Genomic DNA, 23,142 nt, shown 5'->3' with positions numbered 1-23,142 from the left:
AAGGAAACGAGTATTCGTTTCCTTTTTTTACGGTGTAGTAAAAACTTAACCCGCCGCTTCCTTCCAAGCTTGTTGAAACTCAGCAATGGATTCATATCGCTCCATACGACCTGCTTGAACGGCCTTCATCGCCACTTGATACAACGCCTCTCCTGCTGCCCATTTGGAAAAGGAACGATCCGTTTCCCCACCTAGTAGCGCGAATGCGGTGGCGCCAAGATTGTAGACATTCGTTCGTCCATCAATTGCTGCCCCTAACTCAAACTCTTCTGGTGCCATAAATCGGCTGGAGCCCCATAACCGACCCATCGTGTTCACAAAAGGTTTCTTCTGGAAGTAATCAATATCGCAAATTTTTGTTCGATCGTTTGAAAAATCATATAAAATACTTCCATCATAAATATCGACCGCAACATAATTATTTCTCTCCACATGTTGACAAAATTCGACGATCGCATCAAAGGATGTCAGCCGTTGCTCAATTGGAAGCTGCTTATAGCGATAGGTTGGCGATTTAGGATCCGTATACTTAAGCGGTGGAGAGAATGACCAATGCGAGTGCAGACACTCCCCATCAAACCATTCAAAAACAAGCACGTAGCCTTGCTCCGTTTGAAAATGATCAAGCATACGAATGAGATTGGGGTGCTGTAACTCCTCATAAATAAGCGCTGTCTGCTTTAGTTGTGCCACTGCCTTCTCTGGTTTCCCAGTGAATTCTGTTGGTTTTGCGCCAGCATATTTGACGAATGTCCTGACTCCATCTCTTTCAACGCCAAAGCTCAGATTGCCTGAATCTTGCTGATCGAATACGGTAAAGACCTCGCCCATAGGGATCAGCCAATCAAACCGATGCGACTCTTTCAGCTCAAATGTTACTTTTCCTAAATGAATGATCTGCAAAAGCTTCATCTTTTCTTTTCCATTTTGACAAGCACCAAGATGGTTCTACTGTAAAAACGTCTCCACCAATCGCTGAAACATCGACGTTAACGTTACTTGCTTCTTTTAGAAAATTGAGTTTACTCATCGTGTAATCGTGATGAGCTGCTTTGCTGTCCCACTGCGTTAAAATTAGATAGGAACCGGTGACCGATGCGCTTTTGGCAAAAGAACCTGCTTTCATTCCTTGTTGCTGTGCCATTCCCGTATTCCATACATCTGCCTGCATTTGTTCAAAATGTGTAGCGCGGCACTCCTTCACAACAGGGTTTGTAAAGCGTATGTATGTAGCTCCTACATCTGCTTTCTTAAAACCAATCACAGATTTAATGTTATAAATGTTCTTAACTATCGTAACATCAATCGCCGTTATACTCTCCGATTGCTTTGCAAAATCAGCTATCCGATCGTGTTCGCTTTTCATAAAGGATTGATAAGCTGCTTCGTTCTCCCAAAAAGAAAACAAATGAGCTAGATTTTTCTCCTTATCACTCCAGCCACCGAACTGCCCAATAAACCCGTCTACCTGTTCGAGCGCGTTCCATTTTCGCTGCCCAGATGAAAAGAGCTCTTTTTTTGCTTCCATTACGTCGCAAGCAATTTGCTTAATGATCATCCCAGCACCCTATTCTTTCTAGTTTATAAAGATAAGATAAAATAAAAACCCCACGATAAAATTCGTATCAATAACATTTCGCATGAGAGGAATTCGCGTCTTCCCAAGCCTCTCGACACGAGAATTAAACAGGACATGGTAACAATCAATAACGATAAAAACGAGCATCATCAGAAAAAGAATACGTGCATCTGTTGACTGATAGGCAATATAATAAATAATCCAGCTTCTCATCGCTGTGAAACCGATTAATAATAGCGTAATTATCCACCCTTCTGTATTAAACAATGTATCCTCGCTTGATGCGTCCTTTAAATCCGCTTGAATTTATCGATAATCCTTTAAATAACCGACATTCACATATAAGATAACAAATAAATAGAGGATGATAACAGTCTGTTGATTAAAAAATTCCAGCACCCCTCCTCACCCCTTCATCGACTTGCTTCTTTTCGCGCAAAAAACACCCGTGAGACGAAATAAGCAAGACTCGCACATAGTACGATGAGAATAAACGGAATTAGATAATACTGTTCTGTAACAATCCCCTGTCCTGCAGATTGTTCTAGATTCGGAACATGTAAAACGGTTAGTAACCAGCCAGATGCGATCATCGCTACGGGATACAACAAGCAAAAGGCTAGAATAAATACGACAAACGGTTTCATCCTTCTCTCCCTCCTTTCTTCAGTTACGTTTGCGACGTCTGTCATGTTTCAAATGCTTTAATAAAAAAAGGTTCGCTCTTCTGGATAGTAGAGGAAACCTTACCATAGTTATGCAAAATTCGCGCCGAAGTAGATAAAGAAAGCAATAATTGAGGCATTTCCGATTGTGAGAAGGAAACCTAATAATGCGAGAATCGTACTACTCTCTTTAGCATTTAACACAATACATGCAAGGATAACCGATAAGACTGCACCAACAACAATAAGCAAAATCATCGGCATTGTAACAAACTCATTTGTTGCCATCGCAATTGGATCTAATAGAACCATTAATAATGAAACAAACAGACTAACACAAAATAAGAGCACCGTTTTTGGACTTTTTATTCTCCCATTCATTAAGAAAGCCTCCTCGATTGGTTACGACTTACTTTACACTGTGAAAAACAAATGCTTTCGTTTCCGCTCCTGCTGCTTTCCAGTCAAAGTCACCATAAGCATGCACTTGTGCAAAACCAGCTTGCTCTAGCGAATTCGTAATCTCTTCCTCAGTGCGGAATTTTAGCTGCATTTTTTCGTGCACAAGAATTTCATCTGTTGTTGCATGTTTAACTGTTTCATAAAACGTATACACACCATTGATAAAACCATCATACGCTGTCCAGACTTCAAGTGGATCACCAGTTGCCTCGTCTACTGCCCGGTCAGGGGTTTGGTCTTGTTCCCACGTTTCCCATATTTTTGCGCTCGGGTTACGTGCATCAAAGAGAAAGTGTCCATCTGGTTTTAAAGAGCGGTACACGTCGGCAAGGGTTTGTTGCCAGCTTTTATCCGTCAAAAAGACCTGGGCGACATTAGCCGTCATGATGACAGCATCAAACGTCTCTGATGGTAGCGTGGCGCTATCACCAATCATCCAGTTTATTTCGGCGGCATGTTTTTTCTCCTTCGCTAAAGCAATTGCTTCAGCATTCGGATCAATTGCGGTTACATCGTAGCCAGCTTTTGCTAGGTGGATTGTAAACCTTCCTGTGCCACAGCCTAAATCGGCTACTTTCTGCGGCTGTACCTTTTTCAACAACTGTAAAAAGAATTCATCGTCTTTGCCCCACTGATTAACTTGATCATATACGAGTGGTATCATCTACTTGGCACCTTTTTCCTTGTTTAGAATCCAATTAACGGCATCAAGCAAGTGCTCTGCATAATAGTCAGCCTCTGTCTCTAGCCAAGTCTGGCGATAATCACTTTTCGAGCGCCTGCCCCAGCCTGTTGCAACCAATATTTTGTATGCACCAACTTTATGTGCAGCTAACATATCCGTTGAACCTACATCTCCGATAATAACGATCTTTTTTAGATCTAACTGATGTTTTTGTTGAGCTTCTAAAAGCAAGCCAATCTCAGGTTTATGACATCCGCACCGTTCAGTTGGACTATGAGGACAGATAAATGAATCATCGAAGCCCAGCTCGTCAAATTCCGTTTGAAAGTCCGCTACTGTTGCCTCGCCCTTACTAATCCGGTGCTGATTCGTAAGAGCAAATAGCTTCACGCCGTGATTTTTTAGCTTTTCTAGTGCTTTTTGGGTGAATGGATACGGCTAAAAATCATTAGGGTGGATAAAGTGACCCGTTCCACCCATTGTCCCGTCTCGATCAATGAACACAGCTTGTATCTCTTGGACCATACATCCTCCTCCAGTACAATTACAGCGTCGTAATAATTGGACCATCCTTCTTTAATATAATCGTATGCTCATATTGAGCGACGTAGCTTTTTTCTGTAGCAAAGGTCCAGCCGTCCTCTTTCTGAAAAACTTCTTCTTCCGCTGTTGAAATAAACGGTTCAAACGCGATAACCATCCCATCCATTAATAATTCGTCATCCCACGTGTCGTTGTAATTATAGATATGGTCAGGTGCTTCGTGTATATCTTGCCCAATCCCGTGCCCTGTCAGGTTTTTAATAACCGTCAATCCATTCTTCCTTGCTGTATTAAACACGGCTTTTCCGAGGCGACTTTTTTTCGCGCCTGGTTTTGCTTCCTTAAGACCAGCGTCAAATGCCTGTTTCGCTACATCACATAGCTTCGTTAAGTTCGCATCTCCTTCACCAACCACAAACGAAACGCCCGTATCCGCGAAATAGCCGTTTTTTGACCCAGACACATCAATGTTGACCAAGTCCCCCTCTTGAATGACCCGTTTGCCCGGTATGCCATGAGCGACTTCGTCATTGACGCTAATACACGTATAGCCTGGAAAATCATACTGGCTTTTCGGGGCAGAAACGGCGCCTGCTTGTTCAAACAAGTCACCTGCCACATCATCCAGCTCTTTCGTTGTTACGCCCGGTTTTGTGCGCTCCACAAGTTGATTTCTAATGGCAGCGACAACCGCGCCAATCTCTTTTAAACCTTGTATGTCTTGTTCTGTTTTTGCAATCATCGGGTAGCCTACTTTCTTTATTCGTATATTTCTTCATTTTAGCATAAACTTGATTGCAAAAAAGAGGCTTCTTATTTGCAAGAAGCCTCTGTTACAGCAGTTTTTGTTTTAATATGCTTCAATTCTACTAAAAATAGGAAATTATCTTTCTACCTATGTTAAAGTCGTAATAACCACAATTTAGGAGGGTCTATATGAAACGTAAATCGTTTTATCCTTTATTCTTCCCTGTCCTTTTTTTACTCTTTTTATCATCATGCACTTCTGATGACGAGCTCTGGCAAACATTCGCTATCGTTGAAGTTACGGACAAATTTGAGCAGGATGATTCTTTTTTCATAACGGCAGAAACGATTGCTGAATCAACCCCTAGGGTAACGTATACGATTGATGTACAGGATAGCAACGTTTGGAGTTTAATTGAATTAAATGTGCAGTACGAAATGAACCTAACGCATGATGAAGAAAATGTTGGAGAACTCTCAACGATTGATTACTTTCCGACAGGTGGTTAATACTCTAACCATAAATCGATTTTGCTTATTAGACACATTGGCAAAAAAGCTCTCTTCATCGGTTACACTCTTTTAGTGTTTACGTTGAAGGGAGCCAATTACATTCATTTTCTTTACTGATATCGCCCCAATGAAAACTGGGCCTCTGTCTTTTCTTTCAGTTCCGCAATCGAGACACCTTCTTGTAGTTCGAGCAGCGTCATTTCTCCGTTTGCGAATTCAAATACAGCTAAATCGGTAATTAAGCGGTTAACAACAGCTTTGCCTGTTAACGGAAGCGTGCAGCTACGCTTTACTTTGGATTCTCCGTATTTATTTGTGTGATCCATAATGACGACGATGTTTTTCGCGCCTTGAACGAGGTCCATTGCCCCGCCCATGCCCTTCACCATTTTTCCTGGAATCATCCAGTTGGCAAGATCACCCGTCTCCGATACTTCCATACCGCCTAAAATCGCAAGGTCAATATGTCCGCCTCTAATCATCGCAAATGATTCGGCGCTGTCAAAATAAGATGCACCTTGTTTTGCCGTAACGGTTTCTTTGCCAGCGTTAATTAAATCTGGATCAACTTCGCTTTCAGCTGGATAGGCACCAATGCCAAGCAGCCCGTTTTCTGATTGCAACATAACATGAACGTCACTTGGAATGATGTTCGCAATTAACGTTGGCATGCCGATTCCGAGATTGACGCACATGCCATCTTTCACTTCTTCTACCGCGCGCGTTAAAATCCGTTGTCTTGATTGATTCATAATGAAGCATCCTCCTTTACAGCAGCAACGGTTCGTTTTTCAATTCGTTTCTCTACCTTCTCTGCGACAATTACATGCTGTACATAGATGCCGGGTGTGTGAATCTCATCAGGATTAAGTTCGCCCACTCCGACAAGTTGTTCCACTTCAACAATCGTTACTTTGCCAGCAGCAGCAACAAGTGGGTTAAAGTTTCGCGCTGTTTTGCGGAAAACAAGATTGCCAAATGGATCAGCTTTCCACGCATGAACAAGCGCGACATCACCAACGATACCTTCTTCGAGAATAAAGGACTTGCCCGCAAACTCCCGCTCTTCTTTTCCGACAGCCACTTCCGTTCCGACACCCGTCGCTGTATAAAAAGCTGGAATACCTGCCCCACCTGCTCGGAGACGCTCAGCAAGCGTTCCTTGAGGCACAAGCTCGACATCAAGCTCGCCATTGAGAAACTGTTGTTCAAAGCGCTTGTTTTCGCCGACGTAAGAAGCAATCATTTTATCAATTTGCTTTTCTTCTAATAAAAGACCAAGTCCAAAGTCATCAACCCCACAATTGTTACTGACAACAGTCAATCGACGAACGCCTTTTTCTTTCACGGCTTGAATTAAATTCTCTGGGATTCCACATAAGCCAAATCCGCCAACGACTAGGGTTAAGCCGTCTTCAATATGGTGCATCACGTCCGATAGGGACTCTACAACTTTACTCATAATGATTTCCTCTCCTCTACAAACTCTCTCTTTTTAAATAAACAGCGATACCATGATAGCTAAAAAGAAGACAATCGCTGTTTTAAAAATTGTAATAACAAAAATATCTTTATATGATTGACGATGCGTTAATCCGGTAATGGCAAGTAACGTAATAACCGCACCGTTATGGGGCAGTGTATCCATCCCGCCTGAGGCCATTGAGGCGAAACGGTGCAGAAGCTCAGGGCTAATGCCCATCGTATTTGCCACTTGTAAGTAATAAGACCCCATCAGTTCAAGCGCGATTGACAGTCCACCGGAGGCGGAACCTGTAATTCCCGCAAGCACGTTAACCGCGATTGTTTCCGATAGAATCGGGTTGTCACTTGCTTGGAAGACCCACTCGGAAATCGCGCTGAAACCAGGAAGCTTACTGACAACGTTTCCAAAACCAACTTCAGATGCCGTATTAAAAATCGCCAGTAGCGCGCCTGTCGCTGCTGTCGTCAAACCTTGGGCGAGCGTTAGGCGAATCTTCTTCACATTAAGCAGCATCGCCGCCAAAATTCCGATCGATAGCGCGATGATTAACGACCAGTTGGATACAACCGTTCCAACGTCAACAATTCCGTATGTGTTCTCAAGCAACGCTGAATCATACCAGTAACGAACCGATAGTGATGTGCGGCTGAAGATAAAGTTAAAGATAATAACAAGAACAAGCGGCACAATTGATAACCAAAATGGTGGCAACGTTTTTTCGTCAATTGGTTCTGGTTCGTTTTTATGATTGGTTCCGTATCCTTCTCCAATCGCTAACGCCTGCTTGCGGCGGCGTTCCAACCACCACATCCCAATTCCAAGAATCATAACCGTACAGGATAAGCCGACAAGCGGAGCTGCGTATGCATCTGTTCCAAAATAACTTGTTGGTATGATGTTCTGAATCTGCGGTGTTCCGGGCATGGAATCCATTGTAAACGTAAAGGCTCCAAGGGCAATTGTTGCTGGAATCAACCGCTTCGGAATACCGGCTTCTTTAAAAATAGCCGCCGCAAACGGATAGACTGCAAACGCAACGACGAATAGGGAAACGCCGCCATACGTCAATGCCGCACAGGCAAGCACAACGGCGAGAATGGCTCGCTTTTGCCCGAACGATTGGACGATACGATGGGCAATTGAAGCGGCAGCCCCGGTCATATCCATCACCTTTCCGAATACGGCACCTAATAGGAAAATTGGAAAGAACGTTTTAATGTAGTTTAGTTTGCCGCGTTCGTCATGTAGGTTTCCGTGTAGCTCGGCAGTAGCGCTCCTCCTGATAACACAACGGCTAACAGCGTTACAAGGGGAGCAATAATAATAACGGGATAACCTCGATAAGCTAAGAAAATTAATAGTCCAAGCGCAAGCACAATCGCAAGAATATCAATGAACACTTGGCTCACTCCTCTCTATAAAAATCAATTAGAAAGCGTTACCAACTAATCGATTGCGCTTCCTCTTTTTACATAAGCAAAAACCATGCCAACGTTTTTTGTACGGTTTTCAGCCAAATTGGACTCTTTTTCTTCCTCCATCTCAGCCATTTGTTAACCAGCCCGCGCAGGATGAAAGTAAATACGCTTTTACTGTCCGGTAATCAGTACAGCAAACGTAAACCTAGTATAAAGTTGTTCAGAAAACCGAACAGTTCGGCGATTTCAGCAAAAAAAGACCTCTTTTCCTTGTAAGAAAAAGAGGTCTTTTTTAAAACCGATGCTTTGCCATTTTCTCGTAGAACGTTGTTCGACTAATTCCGAGCAGTTTAGCCGCTTCGGATTTATTGCCTTTTGTCCTCTTTAAACACTGGGCGATAGCCTTTATTTCAGCTTCCTCTAGTTGTGCAGCAAGTGTCAGAACGTCGTCCTCTTCTTCTTTACCGATGACTTCCAGTGGCAATAAGAGTGGCGTGAACGAATCAACGCTGTTCATTAAATTCAATGCCCGTTCAACAATGTTTTCTAACTCGCGAATGTTTCCTGGAAAATGATAGGCACGAAGGAGCTGTACGGTTTGTGGATCAATACCTGTAACTTCAATACCGAGAATGGCTTCATACTTCTTTATCAAAAAGTAAAGAAGTGGCTCAATATCTGAAGTCCGCTCTCGCAGTGCGGGAATGTGAAGTTCAATTACCTTCAGTCGGTAGTACAAATCAAGTCGAAACTCGCCTTTTTCAACAAGTGAGTGCAAGGATTGATTTGTCGCCGCGATGACGCGGACATCAACAGGTTTTGTAGTTAACCCACCAACCCGCTCCACCTCTCGTTCCTGCAAGACACGAAGCAGCTTCACCTGCATGTGGAGAGGAAGTTCACCAATTTCATCTAGAAAAATGGTTCCTCCATCAGCGACCTCGAATTTACCGAGCTTGCCGCCTTTTTTTGCCCCCGTAAACGAGCCTTCTTCATAGCCGAATAACTCCGCTTCCAGCAGATCATTTGGGATAGCTGCGCAATTAACTTTGACAAACACCCCCATCGCCCGGGAGCTTGCTTGATGAATCGAATGGGCAAAGAGCTCTTTTCCTGTTCCACTTTCACCAAGGAGTAGAATCGTCGCGTTCCCTTCCGCCGCTTTTTTCGCCTGTTTGATGACATGGGTAAACGCTCGGCTATTTCCTATCAAGTTTTGAAACGAATAGGACGCTTTGTTGCGATCGCGAAACTCACCTTTATATTTGCGTACCTCTTTTTCGAGCATATTTAAACGTCTGAACAAGGCTGAGAACTGCCCGATATTTTTAAACAACAGCTTTCCGACAGCACCAACCAGCTCAGAACCTTTGTACATCGGCGTTCTTGTTACAATAATGTAGTTATTGCCGACCTTTTGTAGCTGCGCGGTTTCTTCTACCCCAGACTTGGCGACGATGTGCATGCGCGTATTGGGAATGACTTCTGTCACATGTTTTCCAATCGATTCAGCCTGATTCACTTGGATGAAATCGGCATAGGCTTGTGAAAACATTTGCACGTAACCATTTTGGTCGACCATCACGAGTCCATCATATGTATGTTCAATCATATCGAGCAGTTTGCGTTCCTGCGAATCCCCTTTTAAAGCAGCTTCCTGCTTGGTTACGCTCAAGAAATAAAGCAGGCTTTCTTCGCCATTGACTCGCCAGTTTTCTTTATGAACGTATACGTTGTCACCAGCCTGCTCAATCAACGCACATAAACGAGGAATCCATTCCTTTTCAAATGAGTATTCTTTTTGGGATGAATAACCACTGCGTTCTAAAAGCTGATCGCCAGTCTCATTTGAAGCAATAAGGTCGCGGTCATCACGCACGGCAAAGACAGCGGTCGCTTCGTACTCGGTACCGCTTTCAAGAAACGAAGGCTGTTGTTGAGTATCCACCGTTTCAGCTCCTTTTTCTACGCTGTTTTCCCCAAGTATATCACAACCAATTTAGCCTCTGTTTACAATTAATGAACTACCTTGACCACCGCCGATACAAAGCGTTGCCAGCCCTCTATTTTTTTCTTGACGCTTCAATTCATACAGCAACGTCACAAGAATTCTCGCACCGGAAGCTCCCACTGGATGTCCGAGAGCAATTCCGCCGCCGTTCACATTCACTTTAGCTGGATCAAGTTTTAAGTCTTTCATAACAGCAAGGGATTGAGCCGCAAAAGCCTCGTTTAACTCAAACAAATCGATCTCTTCCACCGCTGTTCCTGCACGTTCCAGCGCTTTTCTTGAAGCTGGAACAGGTCCATAGCCCATAATTTTTGGATCAAGGGCGGCGTTTCCATACCCTTCAATCGTTGCTAGCCAAGGTAGACCGAGCGCTTCAGCTTTTTCTTTTGCCATTAACACAACCATTGCCGCACCGTCATTGATTCCAGAAGCATTCCCCGCCGTGACCGTACCGTCTTTCTTAAAAGCAGGGCGCAATGCGCTTAGCTGCTCAATTGTTGTACCGTGCCGTGGATACTCGTCCGTATCGATGACGACCTCTTCCCGACGTTTTTGCACATGAACCGGGGCAATTTCTTCATGAAAACGACCTTTTTTTTGCGCTTGCTCGGTTTTTTGCTGGCTGTTTAATGCAAATTCATCTTGCTCTGTTCGAGAGAGATTCCAGCGTGAAGCTATTTCCTCTGCCGTCATCCCCATATGCTGCTGGTCAAAAGCGTCTGTCAACGCATCATGAACCATTGAATCAATGACTTCAGCATTCCCCATCTTCTTGCCAAAACGTTGATTTGGTAGCAGATAAGGTGCGTTTGTCATGCTCTCCGTTCCACCAGCCAGGATCACATCTCCATCACCAAGCGCAATAAACTGGGCTGCCATAATGACCGTCCGTAAGCCTGATCCACATAACTTGTTAACCGTTAATGCTGGCGTTTCTTCTGGCAAACCAGCATGAATCGCGACCTGTCTAGCCACATTTTGACCTAGACCCGCTGAAAGGATATTCCCTATTAATACTTCATTAATTTCAGCTGGATCAATCCCCGCTCGCTTAATCGCTTCCTTTGCCGCAATAACACCTAATTCAACCGCAGATACGGAAGCAAACTGCCCACCAAACCGACCAATCGGCGTCCGAGCTGCACTGACAATCACAACTTCTCTCATGTTCATTTCCTCCTCTAATGTATTCATGTTTATCTATGCAAAATACATGCCAAAATCGAACAACTAAATCATGGCTATTGGCATCATTATTGCATGAATAAAGGTGAAAACATAAGTGAGATCGATGGAGGGAAAAGCGATGAAAACAAATGAACAAGTTGTCTTAATTACTGGAGCAGCGAGCGGGATTGGCTATCAGCTTGGCGAGCGCTACGCGTCAGAAGGGGCAAAGGTCGTTTTAACAGATATGAATGCCGAGGGGGTAAAGCAAGCAGAAGCTTCTCTTCGCGAAAGAGGGTTTACAGCGGTTGCTGTCGCTGGAGATGTAACAAAAGAAGCAGATGTGAAGAAGATGATTAACACAGCCACTGATCAGTTCGGTCGCCTCGACGTGCTCATCAACAATGCCGGCATGCAGCATGTCGCACCGATTGAGGAGTTTGACACAGAGCGCTACCAGCTGCTTATTAATATCATGCTAGTTGGGCCTTTTATGGCGATTAAACACGCGATGCCAATTATGAAACAACAGAATTTCGGCCGCATTATTAATATGTCTTCCATTAATGGGCTCATCGGTTTTGCTGGTAAAGCAGCCTACAACAGTGCTAAACACGGCATTATTGGCTTATCCAAAGTAGCAGCGCTTGAATCAGCCGAGAACGGGATCACCGTCAACTGCATTGCACCAGGCTATATTGATACACCACTCGTCCGTAATCAAATGAAAGATTTGGCCCGCACGCGCAAGGTCGATCACGAAAAAGTGCTAGAAGATGTTATTTATCCTCTTGTCCCGCAAAAGCGCTTAATTACAGTTGAAGAGATTGCAAGTATCGCACTTTACCTCTCTAGTGTTGAAGCGCGAGGAATCACTGGACAAACGATGGTCATTGACGGTGGTTATACTGTGCAATAAGCGCAGAATCACTGTCTCAGATAGGAAGCTTCCGGTATACTGAAACCAAATACACAAGGAGTGATTGAAATGAACCCTATTCAGAAAATCAATCAAATAGGTGTACCGGTTAAAGATATGAAGCGAGCGATTGCATTCTATCAATCTCTTCATCTACCTTTGCTTTTTTCAACAGACACGATGGCTTTCTTCGACTGTAACGGTACGCGTCTTCTTCTTAGCTTACCGGAAAATGAAGCGTTCACCTTTCCAAGCTCGGTTGTCTACTTTCAAGTGGAGAATATAAGAAAGACGTACGACGACTATCAAAAAGTAGGCATCTCATTTATTGACGAACCCCACCTCGTCGCCAAAATGGGCGCGACAGAAACATGGATGACATTTTTCAACGATACTGAGGGAAATACACATGCCTTCATGAGCGAAGTGGAGAGCGAATAAAATAGTAAAAAGGATTGGCACTTAAGTGGCCAATCCTTTTTCTTCTTTATAACACCAGCTCATAATAATAAAACTCCGAGTCGCGTTTATAGCCATTTTTTTCATAGAGTCGTTGTGCGCTTGCGTTATCAGGAGCAGTACTCAGACTTAGGCTTTTTGCGCCCGTTTCCTTAGCAAAAGCTTCTGCTTTGTGTAAGAGCTGCTCTCCAACACCTTTACCTCGCGCACTCTTTTCCACATATAAGTCATTTAAAACCCAGGCTTTCTGCATGGAAATCGAGGAAAACGTCGGATAGAGATGAGTAAAGCCGACAAACTCCTGCTCGTCCTGCACGACAAAAATAACGGACTCTTCCTTTTCAATCCGAGACATTATGTACGCTTCTGCTCCAGCAAGATTCGACTCCTGCTGATAAAATTGCCGATACAAGTCAAATAGCTTTGCTACTGCTGCTAAATCATCAATGGTTGCTTGTTTTACATTCATTTTCCCCACCCTCTCTATATGGAACAGCTTACAACATTCCCCTTATGAAACCTACCCTTTTAAGAAACCGTATACAAAAAAAGCAAACATGAAAGGGAGCTGTTATCATGGCAGACTTTACATGGATTATGATTTTAATTAATACAATGCTGATCGTATTATTTTTCACTTTTGCCTATTTAATTGTTAAAAAGAAAAAATACGGGCTGCTTAAAGGATTTTATTTATACTCAAAAGAAGAACAAGAACGCCTCATTTCCATTGGCTATCCGCAAGCGAACGCTCGCGTTATGATTGTCTCTGGCCTTATTTTCATTATAACCATGCCCCTCGTACTTCTTGGAATTCCTTATTCGATGGAGATTACGTACGGCGCCTTTCTTATTTACTTATTCACTGATCTACTCATCATCACGAATAAGATGTACAGAGGGAAGAAAAAAGTGACTAATAACATTGTTCTCGGGGGGTCAGTCCTTCTGCTCATTGCGCTTGGGTCTACATTGTTTATCCCCACGGCCAAAAACGTTTCAGAAGGAGGACTCTCCATCAGCGGGCTCTATTCTATTGAGCTAAACTGGGAAGATGTTTCATCAATCGAGCTCGTTGAAACGTTGCCAACAATTCAATTGCGAAATAATGGACGATCGCTTGCGAACAAAAGCGACGGTCATTACACGCTTGAGGGCTTAGGCAGAGGCCGATTATTTTTAGAAAACCGCAATGAAGGACCTTATATTTATCTCGAGACAGACGAGACGTATGTCTTTATTAATGAGGCGAACAGTGACGCGACGTGGTTGCTATATGATGAGATTCAAGACAAGATGCATTGAATCTGAACCTTGGCTTTTCATAGGTAGCGAAGAAATCTCAATTACCAAGTTCTCGGTTCTCCTTCCTCTAAAAACCGCAGGCTAAAAAGACAAATCTCGAAATGGGCATTTGTCTTTTTCACTGCGTCACATACATGTATTCCTGTCTTTTATGATCTGAAGTTCAAATGCGACTTAAATTGTCAGCTCATTTTCACTTTTCATATCAATTGCTTTTTGTAAAACCTTTTGCAACAAACCGGAAAATGCGCAAATGACCGTTGACGTGAAGACGATGACCAGTCCAAGCAGGATGATGCCGGGATGAAGTGCATTTTGGATGAAAAGAAACAAGCCACCAAGAAGATAAATGCCAATAATGATGAAAGCTGAATTACGAATCATTCTTAACGCTTTCGTAGAAAGCACCGTGAATACTTGATTTCTTTTTATATGTGTTAACAGTTTCAACGATTGATACAGCGCATAATTAAACGGCAACAACGTAAGGTATAGACCAATTAATATGGGGTATTTTAAGTGCGCATATTCAGGAAAATTTGTTGCTGTCTCATTTGCTAAATACGGTAAATAAAAGATTGATGCAACTAATATGATGATACCAATCAAAATGATTGTCGTTCTTAATAATGGAATTCCGCTAACATTCATAAGATACCTCCTTCTTTTCTCCTTTAGCTTACCAATATATTTATTGTTTATCAATAAATTATTTATGGAGTTTTTATTTTCTGTCTTAATTGTGAAATAAATCGATTGTGTGCGTCTTCCCGTTAACAACATTGTTAATAATTTGCGTAAGGACTGTTGGTTCTCTTAACTCATCTTTCTCCAATCTTGATAGCTCATTTATCCTAAACCATTTCCCTTCAATAATTTCTTCTTCTGAAAATGATAACTCCCCACCAACAACTTCAGCCATAAAATGAAAGAGGATCACTTGGTCATTCGTATTACTCTGGAATTGGTATACCCCAGTTGTGCTCATTAGCTTAACGGCCAGCCCCGTTTCTTCTTTTACTTCCCTTAAAGCGGCTTGAAAAATCTCTTCGCCTCTCTCAATCCGACCACTCGGAAAGTTCCACTTGTTCCTTGCAGTCGGTTTATTTTCTTTAATAAGTAGGACGCTGTCATCACGCATAACGGTTACACTTGCGACTAAGACGATAGAGTCTTGTTTCATTCTTCTTCCTCCCAATACGAAAAAGTTGCGAACTAAGTTGTCCCAACTCAATTCAAATTATTCACACTACCCTTGACGCTAAAAAGACCCGTTCGTTATGATAGAAGAAATTCTGCATAGCGAAAGGATGAAAACAATGGAATATCTCTTAATTGCTGTTATCATCATCCTGCTGCTGTTCATTTTCAGACGTAAACCTGCAAACCCTTCCGTTAACATCACCGTCGCAAAAGCAAAAGAACATCCTCGTTTCCGTGAAATTGAGGAGCTATTGGAACAAGACAAGGATGTACACGCCATTAAACGAGCGAGAGAACTATACGGCTTATCTCTCGTTGATGGAAAAAAGCTAGTTGATGAACTAAAACAAGAAAAGGGATGAGTGCGATGTTTACAAAAAAAAATGACAACAACCGCTTTCTCGTTAAATCAACAGAAAACGTACCAACGCTTGGCAAGTTCTCTGTTGTTGTTGATCAACAGACCGGCGTTCATTACTTGCAGTCATGGGTTGGTGCCGGCAGTAGCATTACGCCACTGCTAGATGATAACGGTAAGGTTGTCATTGAAAAACCTTAATCCATCCAGTCCTGATACTGCGTTCGAATAAACATAAGATCCTCTTTATAGTGGATCAGATGACCTTCATCGATCATATTCTGAAAAGCCACGTCACCTTCGTTGGCTTTTTTCTCGATATATGCACATAGACTCTCAATTCGGAGGATGACCATTTCAAAAATTCCCTGCTTCATTTCTTGCATCCCATAACTGGTTAAAAACCGTTTTATCCGCTGCTTGATTCGGTTTCCATCTCTCTCTGCATCATAAGGAACCAGCGCTCCTGTTTCGTCATGCCACTGCCTGCTTAAAGGAACACATGTATACAAGGTATAGGCGATATCCCACTGCCTCGGCCCCGGTGCTGCTACATCGAAATCAATTATCCCCACTACTTTTTCGTTTCTAAAGATCAGATTGTAGAACGCAAAATCATTGTGGCAGATTACCTCAAATGGACTGGGTGTTCCTTTCATCGGCTCCCACTCGCCAAATGGAAAATTGCTGACGGCATCGTGGTATTCTCGCTGTAATGTCGCCACTTCCCTCAGAACAGCATCCGACCACATAAACTTTTTTAATGGATAATGTCCTGCTTCTCCTTCGATAAACGACAGAATTTCCCTTCCTTGTTCATCCATTCCTTTAAACGTTGGTGAATGAGCATATCCTGATTGTTCAAGATGAAGCAGTAACTTGTGCACATTGGTACTGTTCGGCTTTAAATCGCGTCGGACCGTATTAGAAATTCGATAGACATTTGAGATGTTTCCTCCTGCAAGTAATTCCTCTTTACTTTCGTTCGATCGCATAAAGCCCCTCCTTTCTAGCTACTGTTATTGCTATTATAATAGCAATCGTAACAAAACAAAGATAACTTTATTCCCAGTATTCTCCTTCTGTTTCAGCAAAATCTATTTTCAATCCTACAAGCTGTTTAGCGACATTGTATTTAAGCTGAATCGTATATATACCATCGCCGTATCCGGATAGTGCTACAACACCTTCTGGCATAAGCCAAGCTTGCTCATCAGAGTTAAACATCTTTTCATGAACAGCGTCATCTACTTTCTGATAAGCATCATAATCAAACATACCAACTAATGCAGAATCAACGACAATTGGTTTATTAAATTCATGCCATTTCCCACTTGAGAGCTTTTTCCCATAAAAAACAGTTACGTGTTTAACCGTTTGATCTTCCATGTAGGCTAGCGATGCCGTCCAGTCTCCAGCTTTTACATTGGTAAAAACCATGTTCCCATCTTCTTCTTTCATCCCGTCTATTGCATCGGTCACAAGCAGCTTTGTGCCCGTTACCGGAAATGTTCCTAACTTCTCCTTCGTCTTGTGCTTTGCTGCATACCAATCAAAGAATTGTTCTAATGTCAGTGCTGAACAATCCGTTTTTCCAGTCTTCTCGTTCCAAATAAAGACTAATTCTTGCATAAAGCGCTTCCTCACGCGATAGCAGAGGAACTCCCCACTTTGGCTTGTGCCAATAACAATCAGATCATTAGGTATCCCTTCTGGGCGCATTTCACGTTGATAAGTAATGACATCGATAGCGGTTGTCTTTTCACAACTTGCCAGCGGCAGTAACGTCCAATCCCCCACTATCCCTCCATTTGTCATAAGGAAAAGCGCTTTGTACTCGTCGGGAAAAAGCGCACCTAACGTCTTTTCTCCTCGCTTAATATCGGCTAAGGACACACCCTTCCGTTTCGATTTTGGTTGCATAAAGCGAAGCGCATTTTTCATTAAAGCCGCCATGTTAATTCTCCTCTGTCACCAACGCATCTACATGCGTCATTGCTTCATTTAAGCGGGTTTGAAAATCTCCCTTTATCACTTTGTACTCGATCTTATTCTTCGCAAGAAGCTCCTTCAGCAAGTTGTTATTTTGCTCGCGGATATTATCTGCACCAAACGACCTTGTCCCATCATCAACCCAAGTCACATCTGGTTCTAAAAACAACCACAGATCATAGTGCTGAATCTTACTAATCGCCCCAAGGATCGGCTGAGTTTGATCGAGATACGCTTGTGAAAAATACTGCGTAACGATTGCTTCTGTATCAATAAACAACACTTTGTTTGCTTTTTGCAGCTCCATTTTTTCATGATACTTATGCTCAAACGCAATCTCCGCGTAGTCGCTTTTTATTGTAATTCCTTCGCACCCACCGAGCTTCTCATAAAAGGTTCTCCCATATTCTTCGACATAGGTTGTGTTATACAAAGTTGCTAAGTTTTTCACCAGCGTTGATTTACCGCAGCTTTCCGTACCGACAACAACGACTTTTTTCGCATAGTGGGGTTGAACCACTTTCGGAATCATCGCCCAGTGCTTCATGACGCCTTCATTTCGAATTTTGGTGCCCGATATCGCATACTGTTCTCGCTTGGCGTCAATAATAATGTGCTTAGCCTGAGGGTATAGTTTTGAAAAAATCGGTGTATAAGCATGCTCGGAACTAAAGACAACATCAATCTCTTTTCCGATTGCCTTAAGAATACCGTCTCTGCCCCTTTCCCAGTCAGAAAAGGCGCCAGTCTGCTCTTCATAGACAGCATGCACCTGCACATGAGGCAGGTCTTTCGTCAATTGCGTCCACCAGCGTAAACGCATTGTAGCGCTTTCAAATCTCGTTTTTCCTCCGGTACAAAGCGCTTCTTCAAAAGCAGCGTCATGCGAAACGATAACGTGAAGCTCATCGACCATTGTTGATGCTTGAATCATCGCGTACACATGACCAAGATGGGGAAACGGTAAGAATTTCCCACCAAACATCCCCACTCTCCCTATACTCATTTGGATTCCTCCCTCTTTGACCTACGCAACTTCCTGCTTCTTCTCACCTTGCTTCTTCGCCAGCTTTAACCAATTTAGATAGCCATAAATGCTGTTAAATAAAAACGCCGTCCACATCACGAGCATTGACCAATCGTTTCCACCTGTCTCAACTAAAACAATGATCCACAGCGTAATGGTTAATGCATTTACAACAATCCACAGCACCCACTGTTCTGCGTAACGTTTGAGCATCAAGATTTGGGCAATGATGGACAAGACGACAGCAACTGAGTCGATCCGCACTTGCTGACCACCAATCGCCGCTAATATTTCCGCATAAAGAAGCGATGCCGCCACAGCAATTAAGGCAACGTAGAGCCAGCCGGACTTTGTCAGTTTCTTCACGCTGACGTCTTCGCCGCTGACGCTGTTCGCTGTACGATTCTTGCGCCATAAATAGATACCAATAAATTGAATTGGTAGGTAGAAGAGCGCATTTAACATCGACTCTCCATACAAACTATATGTATAGGCAATATACGCATACGTGCTCGTTTGAACCATTCCAAAATAGTAATTCGACACCTTCCCCTTTGCGACTAACACCACACACAACATCCCTGAGATGGAAGAAATCAATCCAATTAATGAATCCTGCCATGCAAAAAAGAGATAAACCGTAATCCCTGTAAACGTAATCAACCAAATCTTCTCAAACATCGTCCAGCCAGTAAACATGAGCTTACGCCTTCTTTCAATCTGATTTTGTTTGTTACTTATTTCACATACTTTGGCAATGTCGATTTAATTTGATGAAAACCTTCCTCCTTCACACAGGTAGATTGTGAACAATTCACATAATTAAGCAAGCACAAGAACAGCGAATCATTGGTTTCCGATTAACGTATGTTTTGCGCTTTGTTTTCATTCTGTTTTTTCATTATAAATCAAAGTTTGAAAATAGACTATCTTATTTTTCTAACAGTCTCATTTTTTGTGAAAGTGGTAAAATAATTATAATTGAATTTTAGGCTGACCTGTAAGATTAACTTCTCTAATGAATGTATGTACTTCTTGTTCAAATTTCTCTGCCTCTTCAAGGAACGGATAATGGTTACTTTTCTCAAAAATAACAAGCTTAGAAGCAACGATTGCTTCTGCCATTTCAATTGAATACTCAACGGGACACTGAACATCGTGCTCGCCGCACACGATTAATGAAGGAATTTCAATTAGTGACAGCTTCCTTGTCAGATCAAATACAGTCATTTCCCTACTGAGAAAAGCTAAGCGAATTGGATTTATTCTTTTACGAATCGATTTATTAAAATAGGAAAGATAGTTGCTTGGTTGATACAATGAGAGTTTTGTTCGTTCAATTTTGAAAGATTCTTTCTCCTCCTCTGTTCTAGTCGGGTCAGCTACTACTTGAAGGAGTGTCTGCATCGTTTCAAATAACGGGTGCTGGTTATAGTAGATACAATTGACAGAGAATGTCTGATAATCTCGAGCAGCTGCTCCGACGATAATCGTATACACCAGTGATTCAGAAAAGTGAATGCCATATACTAAACCAAGCATTCCTCCGGTTGAGTGACCAGCAAAACTCCATTTTTCATACCCTAAAGCTTGGCGGATACCTTCTATGTCTAAAACCGTTTCAATGAAACTCAGTTGATGAGGTTCCTTTGCTTGTTCTGAGTATCCACTTTCTCGCAAATTAATGAGAATAACTGAATGTGATTTAGTGAAAACATCCGCGAAATAATCTCCGCTTTCATTGAATGTTGAATAATAATGCGTCACGCAAAGTGGTGTGCCTTTTCCTTTTCTAAATACTTCAAACACACCTCTATCAGTTTGAACCAGCTCTCTTTTCCACATGCTTTCCACCTCTTCTAGTTCTAGAATCTCATAATTCCTTAACCATCTTAACAACCTCTTGTTGATAACCTAAATGTTCATAAAGTCCAATCGCTCTCTCATTGTTTTTAAATACATCCAGTATCACTTCCGTTAAGCCGTGGCTCTGAGCCCACTCCTCTGCTTGTTTCATCAGAGCTTTGCCGACGCCTTTTCCCTCACCATGAGACGCTACCGAGATCGCTGAGATATAAGCCTGTCTCTTTTTTGTAAAATAGTCTTCTTGAATCGTTAGTTCAATGTAGCCAGACAATTCTCCCTGATCTTCTGCGACAAAGATGTTTTCCGTATTCTCATTAACCGCTTTTAACGCTAAATCACGTTGTTTTGCTTCCATCTTAGCTTGATCTCGATAATTCATATAGGAGACTCCATCAAAGCGTTTAGCTAACTCTATTACATGTTTTTCATCCTTTTGCTCGTATCTTCTAATAATCATTCGTTTCCCTCACTTATCCTTAGTCGCGCATGTTATCATCTCGTGATACAGTTCATGCCAACCATCATAGAATTGATTCACTTGATCCGGTGAAATAAATAAGCGTCTTGACGATTCAAACTCCCCCAGAAAAGGATGCACCTTAGTGATGTTCATCTTATAGAATAGTTGATAGCCGATTTGCGGATACACGCTTTTTTCATTCCAGTTTGCATTGCGGCTATGGTCGACAATAATGTAACCTAAAAGCGAGGAATCACCTTCAACATACCCTTCCTCCATCGCTTCTCGCGCAAAGCTTTCTTCTGGACGTTCACCTGCCTCAACATGCCCACCTGGAAAATCCCAGCCTCGCTTATCTAAATCCACCAGCAATATTGTAGCCCCATCAAAACAAAAGCCATGTACACTCGTTACATGTTCAATTTGCAGCGGCGGTTGGTTTGTCTCGAACCACGTTAAATGAACTTCTCCATCCCAATTAACTATTCTTGAGGTCATCTTCATCACTTCCTCTCATTTTAATTTTAACAGAATAATTCCTTAATAAATTATCCCATTTCCATTCATACAAAAAAAAGGAAGCCTGCACACGGCAGGCTTCCTTCAATCATTAGACACTCTTTCTCTTCGCTGGATCTTCATATGTTTCCCAGAACGTGGCATTTTTAATACCTAGTTTCTTCGGATCAAAGACAGGATCAAGCCCCTGCGCTTTCTGAGCTTCGTAGTCTTTCAAACATTGTAGCGCTGGCTTGGCGAGCAGAACAATCGCAATAACGTTCACCCATACCATTAATCCGAGTCCAATATCACCTAAGAGCCAAGCATTATTTGCTGTCCTCATCGTTCCAAACATAGTCGCTCCGAGTAGAACAAGCTTAATGATGAACATCGGTACTGCTGCTTTCTTGCCTCGCATTAAATAGGCAACATTTGTTTCCGCGATATAGTAGTAGGCCATGATTGTTGTAAAAGCAAAGAATAAAAGAGCAATTGCGACAAAGCCTGTTCCAAATGCAGGAAAGATGCTATTGATCGCCGCCTGAGTGTATTCAGGACCAGGTTCCGGTATTGCCGGCAGTGCATTGACTATGTCAGCATCGCCTTCATTTAATCCTTGCGTATTGTACATACCTGTGAACAGAATCATGAAGGCTGTCGCTGAACAGACAAGCAGCGTATCAATATAAACCGAGCCCGCTTGAACAAGTCCCTGCTTTGTCGGATGCGATACTTCCGCTGCCCCGGCCGCATGAGCACCTGTACCTTGCCCGGCTTCATTGGAGTAGACACCTCGCATAACGCCCCAGGCAATTGCGCTACCTAGTAAGCCACCAAAAATCGAGTCCATTCCAAACGCACTGCTAAAAATGAGCGCGATTGTTTCAGGGATCAGGCTAATATTCATCCCAATAATAATAATCGCCATAATCATATAGGCAATTGCCATGAATGGGACAATAAAAGAGGCCGTATTGGCAATCCATTTAATTCCGCCAAGAATAATTGCACCAAGAACAAGAACAAGAAATAGACCAGTAACCCAATTAGGAATAGAGAAAGCTTCCGTCATCGCAGCCGAAATCGCATTTGCCTGCACCCCCGGCATTAACAGAGACATTGCCAGAAGTGCCGCAATCGCAAAAACAATTCCAAACCATTTCTGACCAAGCCCTTTCTCAATATAATAAGCAGGTCCCCCACGATACTGGCCGCCTTGCTTAGTTTTGTATACTTGAGCGAGCGTTGATTCAATGAAGGCACTTGAAGCACCTAAGAAGGCAATTGCCCACATCCAGAACACCGCCCCCGGTCCACCAAAGTAAATAGCGGAAGCAACCCCGGCGATATTACCTGTCCCAACCCGACCAGCTAACGCTAGCGATAACGCTTGGAAGGAGGAAATTCCAGTATCTGATTTTTTTCCAGTAAACATAAGCTTAAAGATATCCTTAATATGCCTAACCTGTAGAAATCGAGTTAATATTGAGAAAATAAGTCCGACACCAAGTAATGAGTAAATAACTGGAGTACTCCATAAAATACCATTTATAGCTTCTAAGAATGATTGCACTTTCGTACCTCCTAAAGGTATGTCTTACTTGCTAGTAGAAAAGATAGTGTTAATCATATACTTCTAAAATGAAAGAGAAAAGAGTCATTTGGCATATAATATGTTAAATAATCTGACAAAACCTTTAGGTAAATAGTCGCAATTAATTGATAATAACGAGCAGGCTACGGCTAGTTTTTCCGGGTAATTTGCTAAGCGTTCGT

28 protein-coding genes and 2 pseudogenes are annotated in these 23,142 nt (G+C 42.5%); 6 read left to right on the top strand and 24 right to left on the bottom strand.

Features of this window, described 5'->3' with window-relative positions; genetic code table 11:
- Positions 1 to 45 precede the first annotated feature (45 nt).
- The 8 genes and pseudogenes from JOC54_RS00850 to map form a co-directional block, all read right to left on the bottom strand.
- On the bottom strand, positions 46 to 912 hold the full coding sequence (locus JOC54_RS00850) for a protein kinase domain-containing protein (RefSeq protein ID WP_204463692.1): 867 nt from the start codon (positions 910 to 912) through the stop codon (positions 46 to 48).
- A complete protein-coding gene (locus JOC54_RS00845; protein WP_204463690.1) occupies positions 869 to 1,558 on the bottom strand; it encodes a YdbC family protein in 690 nt (229 codons plus the stop codon). Before JOC54_RS00845 ends, JOC54_RS00850 begins: the two co-directional genes overlap by 44 nt.
- 18 nt (positions 1,559 to 1,576) lie before the next feature.
- Positions 1,577 to 1,846, bottom strand: a complete 270-nt coding sequence (locus JOC54_RS00840; RefSeq protein WP_204463688.1) for a hypothetical protein — start codon at positions 1,844 to 1,846, stop codon at positions 1,577 to 1,579.
- 146 nt (positions 1,847 to 1,992) lie between these two features.
- Positions 1,993 to 2,226: a hypothetical protein gene (locus JOC54_RS00835; protein WP_204463685.1), complete on the bottom strand. Its 234-nt coding sequence runs from the start codon at positions 2,224 to 2,226 to the stop codon at positions 1,993 to 1,995.
- A 108-nt stretch (positions 2,227 to 2,334) separates the two neighbouring features.
- A complete protein-coding gene (locus JOC54_RS00830) occupies positions 2,335 to 2,625 on the bottom strand; it encodes a hypothetical protein (RefSeq protein WP_204463683.1) in 291 nt (96 codons plus the stop codon).
- Between the two features lie 28 nt (positions 2,626 to 2,653).
- The gene (locus JOC54_RS00825; RefSeq protein ID WP_204463681.1) at positions 2,654 to 3,370 is read right to left on the bottom strand and encodes a class I SAM-dependent methyltransferase; all 717 of its coding nucleotides are present in this window, start codon (positions 3,368 to 3,370) and stop codon (positions 2,654 to 2,656) included.
- A pseudogene (locus JOC54_RS00820) lies at positions 3,371 to 3,817 on the bottom strand (HAD-IIIA family hydrolase); the annotation flags it as partial. It abuts the gene before it with no gap.
- A 118-nt stretch (positions 3,818 to 3,935) separates the two neighbouring features.
- Complete coding sequence (gene map / locus JOC54_RS00815; RefSeq protein ID WP_204463679.1) at positions 3,936 to 4,676, bottom strand: type I methionyl aminopeptidase; 741 nt, start codon at positions 4,674 to 4,676, stop codon at positions 3,936 to 3,938.
- Positions 4,677 to 4,870: 194 nt separating this feature from the next.
- On the opposite strand from map, the gene JOC54_RS00810 reads away from it, so the two are divergent.
- Positions 4,871 to 5,191, top strand: a complete 321-nt coding sequence (locus JOC54_RS00810; protein WP_204463677.1) for a hypothetical protein — start codon at positions 4,871 to 4,873, stop codon at positions 5,189 to 5,191.
- Positions 5,192 to 5,304: 113 nt separating this feature from the next.
- On the opposite strand, the gene JOC54_RS00805 is transcribed toward JOC54_RS00810, so the two are convergent.
- The 5 genes and pseudogenes from JOC54_RS00805 to JOC54_RS00785 form a co-directional block, all read right to left on the bottom strand.
- Positions 5,305 to 5,946, bottom strand: a complete 642-nt coding sequence (locus JOC54_RS00805; RefSeq protein ID WP_204463675.1) for a 3-oxoacid CoA-transferase subunit B — start codon at positions 5,944 to 5,946, stop codon at positions 5,305 to 5,307.
- Positions 5,943 to 6,656, bottom strand: coding sequence for a CoA transferase subunit A (locus JOC54_RS00800; protein ID WP_204463673.1), 714 nt, complete (start codon positions 6,654 to 6,656; stop codon positions 5,943 to 5,945). The genes JOC54_RS00805 and JOC54_RS00800 overlap by 4 nt, the downstream gene beginning before the upstream one ends.
- Before the next feature lie 33 nt (positions 6,657 to 6,689).
- Positions 6,690 to 8,080 (bottom strand): annotated as a pseudogene (locus tag JOC54_RS00795) (GntP family permease).
- 310 nt (positions 8,081 to 8,390) lie between these two features.
- The gene (locus JOC54_RS00790) at positions 8,391 to 10,046 is read right to left on the bottom strand and encodes a sigma-54 interaction domain-containing protein (protein ID WP_367617743.1); all 1,656 of its coding nucleotides are present in this window, start codon (positions 10,044 to 10,046) and stop codon (positions 8,391 to 8,393) included.
- A gap of 51 nt (positions 10,047 to 10,097) precedes the next feature.
- The gene (locus tag JOC54_RS00785) at positions 10,098 to 11,276 is read right to left on the bottom strand and encodes an acetyl-CoA C-acetyltransferase (RefSeq protein ID WP_204463672.1); all 1,179 of its coding nucleotides are present in this window, start codon (positions 11,274 to 11,276) and stop codon (positions 10,098 to 10,100) included.
- A gap of 139 nt (positions 11,277 to 11,415) precedes the next feature.
- On the opposite strand from JOC54_RS00785, the gene JOC54_RS00780 reads away from it, so the two are divergent.
- Positions 11,416 to 12,195, top strand: a complete 780-nt coding sequence (locus JOC54_RS00780; RefSeq protein WP_204463670.1) for a 3-hydroxybutyrate dehydrogenase — start codon at positions 11,416 to 11,418, stop codon at positions 12,193 to 12,195.
- Positions 12,196 to 12,258: 63 nt separating this feature from the next.
- Positions 12,259 to 12,636, top strand: a complete 378-nt coding sequence (locus JOC54_RS00775; protein ID WP_204464417.1) for a VOC family protein — start codon at positions 12,259 to 12,261, stop codon at positions 12,634 to 12,636.
- Between the two features lie 46 nt (positions 12,637 to 12,682).
- On the opposite strand, the gene JOC54_RS00770 is transcribed toward JOC54_RS00775, so the two are convergent.
- Entirely contained in the window at positions 12,683 to 13,123 is a 441-nt protein-coding gene (locus tag JOC54_RS00770) for a GNAT family N-acetyltransferase (RefSeq protein ID WP_204463667.1), read from the bottom strand.
- A gap of 107 nt (positions 13,124 to 13,230) precedes the next feature.
- Between JOC54_RS00770 and JOC54_RS00765 the strand changes: the two genes are divergently transcribed.
- Complete coding sequence (locus tag JOC54_RS00765) at positions 13,231 to 13,959, top strand: DUF3784 domain-containing protein (protein WP_204463664.1); 729 nt, start codon at positions 13,231 to 13,233, stop codon at positions 13,957 to 13,959.
- Positions 13,960 to 14,133: 174 nt separating this feature from the next.
- Here JOC54_RS00765 and JOC54_RS00760 read toward each other — a convergent pair whose 3' ends face one another.
- Both JOC54_RS00760 and JOC54_RS00755 read right to left on the bottom strand, forming a co-directional pair.
- Positions 14,134 to 14,610, bottom strand: a complete 477-nt coding sequence (locus JOC54_RS00760; protein ID WP_035417248.1) for a DUF2975 domain-containing protein — start codon at positions 14,608 to 14,610, stop codon at positions 14,134 to 14,136.
- An 85-nt stretch (positions 14,611 to 14,695) separates the two neighbouring features.
- Positions 14,696 to 15,142, bottom strand: coding sequence for an NUDIX hydrolase (locus tag JOC54_RS00755; protein ID WP_204463662.1), 447 nt, complete (start codon positions 15,140 to 15,142; stop codon positions 14,696 to 14,698).
- 136 nt (positions 15,143 to 15,278) lie between these two features.
- On the opposite strand from JOC54_RS00755, the gene JOC54_RS00750 reads away from it, so the two are divergent.
- Entirely contained in the window at positions 15,279 to 15,524 is a 246-nt protein-coding gene (locus tag JOC54_RS00750; protein WP_204463661.1) for a hypothetical protein, read from the top strand.
- Between the two features lie 5 nt (positions 15,525 to 15,529).
- Positions 15,530 to 15,721 carry a DUF6440 family protein gene (locus JOC54_RS00745; RefSeq protein WP_035417244.1) on the top strand — a complete coding sequence of 64 codons (192 nt, stop codon included), beginning with the start codon at positions 15,530 to 15,532 and terminating at the stop codon, positions 15,719 to 15,721.
- Here JOC54_RS00745 and JOC54_RS00740 read toward each other — a convergent pair.
- From JOC54_RS00740 to JOC54_RS00705, 8 genes are all read right to left on the bottom strand, one after another.
- Complete coding sequence (locus JOC54_RS00740; RefSeq protein WP_204463659.1) at positions 15,718 to 16,515, bottom strand: aminoglycoside phosphotransferase family protein; 798 nt, start codon at positions 16,513 to 16,515, stop codon at positions 15,718 to 15,720. The two genes, JOC54_RS00745 and JOC54_RS00740, sit on opposite strands and share 4 nt — an antisense overlap.
- Before the next feature lie 67 nt (positions 16,516 to 16,582).
- On the bottom strand, positions 16,583 to 17,476 hold the full coding sequence (locus JOC54_RS00735; RefSeq protein WP_204463657.1) for an SMI1/KNR4 family protein: 894 nt from the start codon (positions 17,474 to 17,476) through the stop codon (positions 16,583 to 16,585).
- A 1-nt stretch (position 17,477) separates the two neighbouring features.
- Positions 17,478 to 18,518: a multifunctional transcriptional regulator/nicotinamide-nucleotide adenylyltransferase/ribosylnicotinamide kinase NadR gene (gene nadR / locus JOC54_RS00730; RefSeq protein WP_239586516.1), complete on the bottom strand. Its 1,041-nt coding sequence runs from the start codon at positions 18,516 to 18,518 to the stop codon at positions 17,478 to 17,480.
- A gap of 21 nt (positions 18,519 to 18,539) precedes the next feature.
- Positions 18,540 to 19,238: a nicotinamide riboside transporter PnuC gene (pnuC, locus tag JOC54_RS00725; RefSeq protein WP_204463655.1), complete on the bottom strand. Its 699-nt coding sequence runs from the start codon at positions 19,236 to 19,238 to the stop codon at positions 18,540 to 18,542.
- 276 nt (positions 19,239 to 19,514) lie between these two features.
- A complete protein-coding gene (locus JOC54_RS00720; RefSeq protein WP_204463654.1) occupies positions 19,515 to 20,384 on the bottom strand; it encodes an alpha/beta fold hydrolase in 870 nt (289 codons plus the stop codon).
- A gap of 28 nt (positions 20,385 to 20,412) precedes the next feature.
- The gene (locus JOC54_RS00715) at positions 20,413 to 20,862 is read right to left on the bottom strand and encodes a GNAT family N-acetyltransferase (RefSeq protein ID WP_204463653.1); all 450 of its coding nucleotides are present in this window, start codon (positions 20,860 to 20,862) and stop codon (positions 20,413 to 20,415) included.
- A 9-nt stretch (positions 20,863 to 20,871) separates the two neighbouring features.
- Positions 20,872 to 21,363: an NUDIX hydrolase gene (locus JOC54_RS00710; protein ID WP_204463652.1), complete on the bottom strand. Its 492-nt coding sequence runs from the start codon at positions 21,361 to 21,363 to the stop codon at positions 20,872 to 20,874.
- Positions 21,364 to 21,475: 112 nt separating this feature from the next.
- Positions 21,476 to 22,939, bottom strand: coding sequence for an alanine/glycine:cation symporter family protein (locus JOC54_RS00705; RefSeq protein ID WP_204463651.1), 1,464 nt, complete (start codon positions 22,937 to 22,939; stop codon positions 21,476 to 21,478).
- Between the last annotated feature and the right edge of the window lie 203 nt (positions 22,940 to 23,142).

It is taken from the genome of Shouchella xiaoxiensis, from assembly GCF_016907895.1.
GTDB classification, from domain to species: Bacteria; Bacillota; Bacilli; order Bacillales; family Bacillaceae_D; genus Shouchella; species Shouchella xiaoxiensis.
The sequence above is the reverse complement of the archived record's forward strand: the minus strand, read 5'-3'. Positions and strand labels throughout refer to the sequence as shown.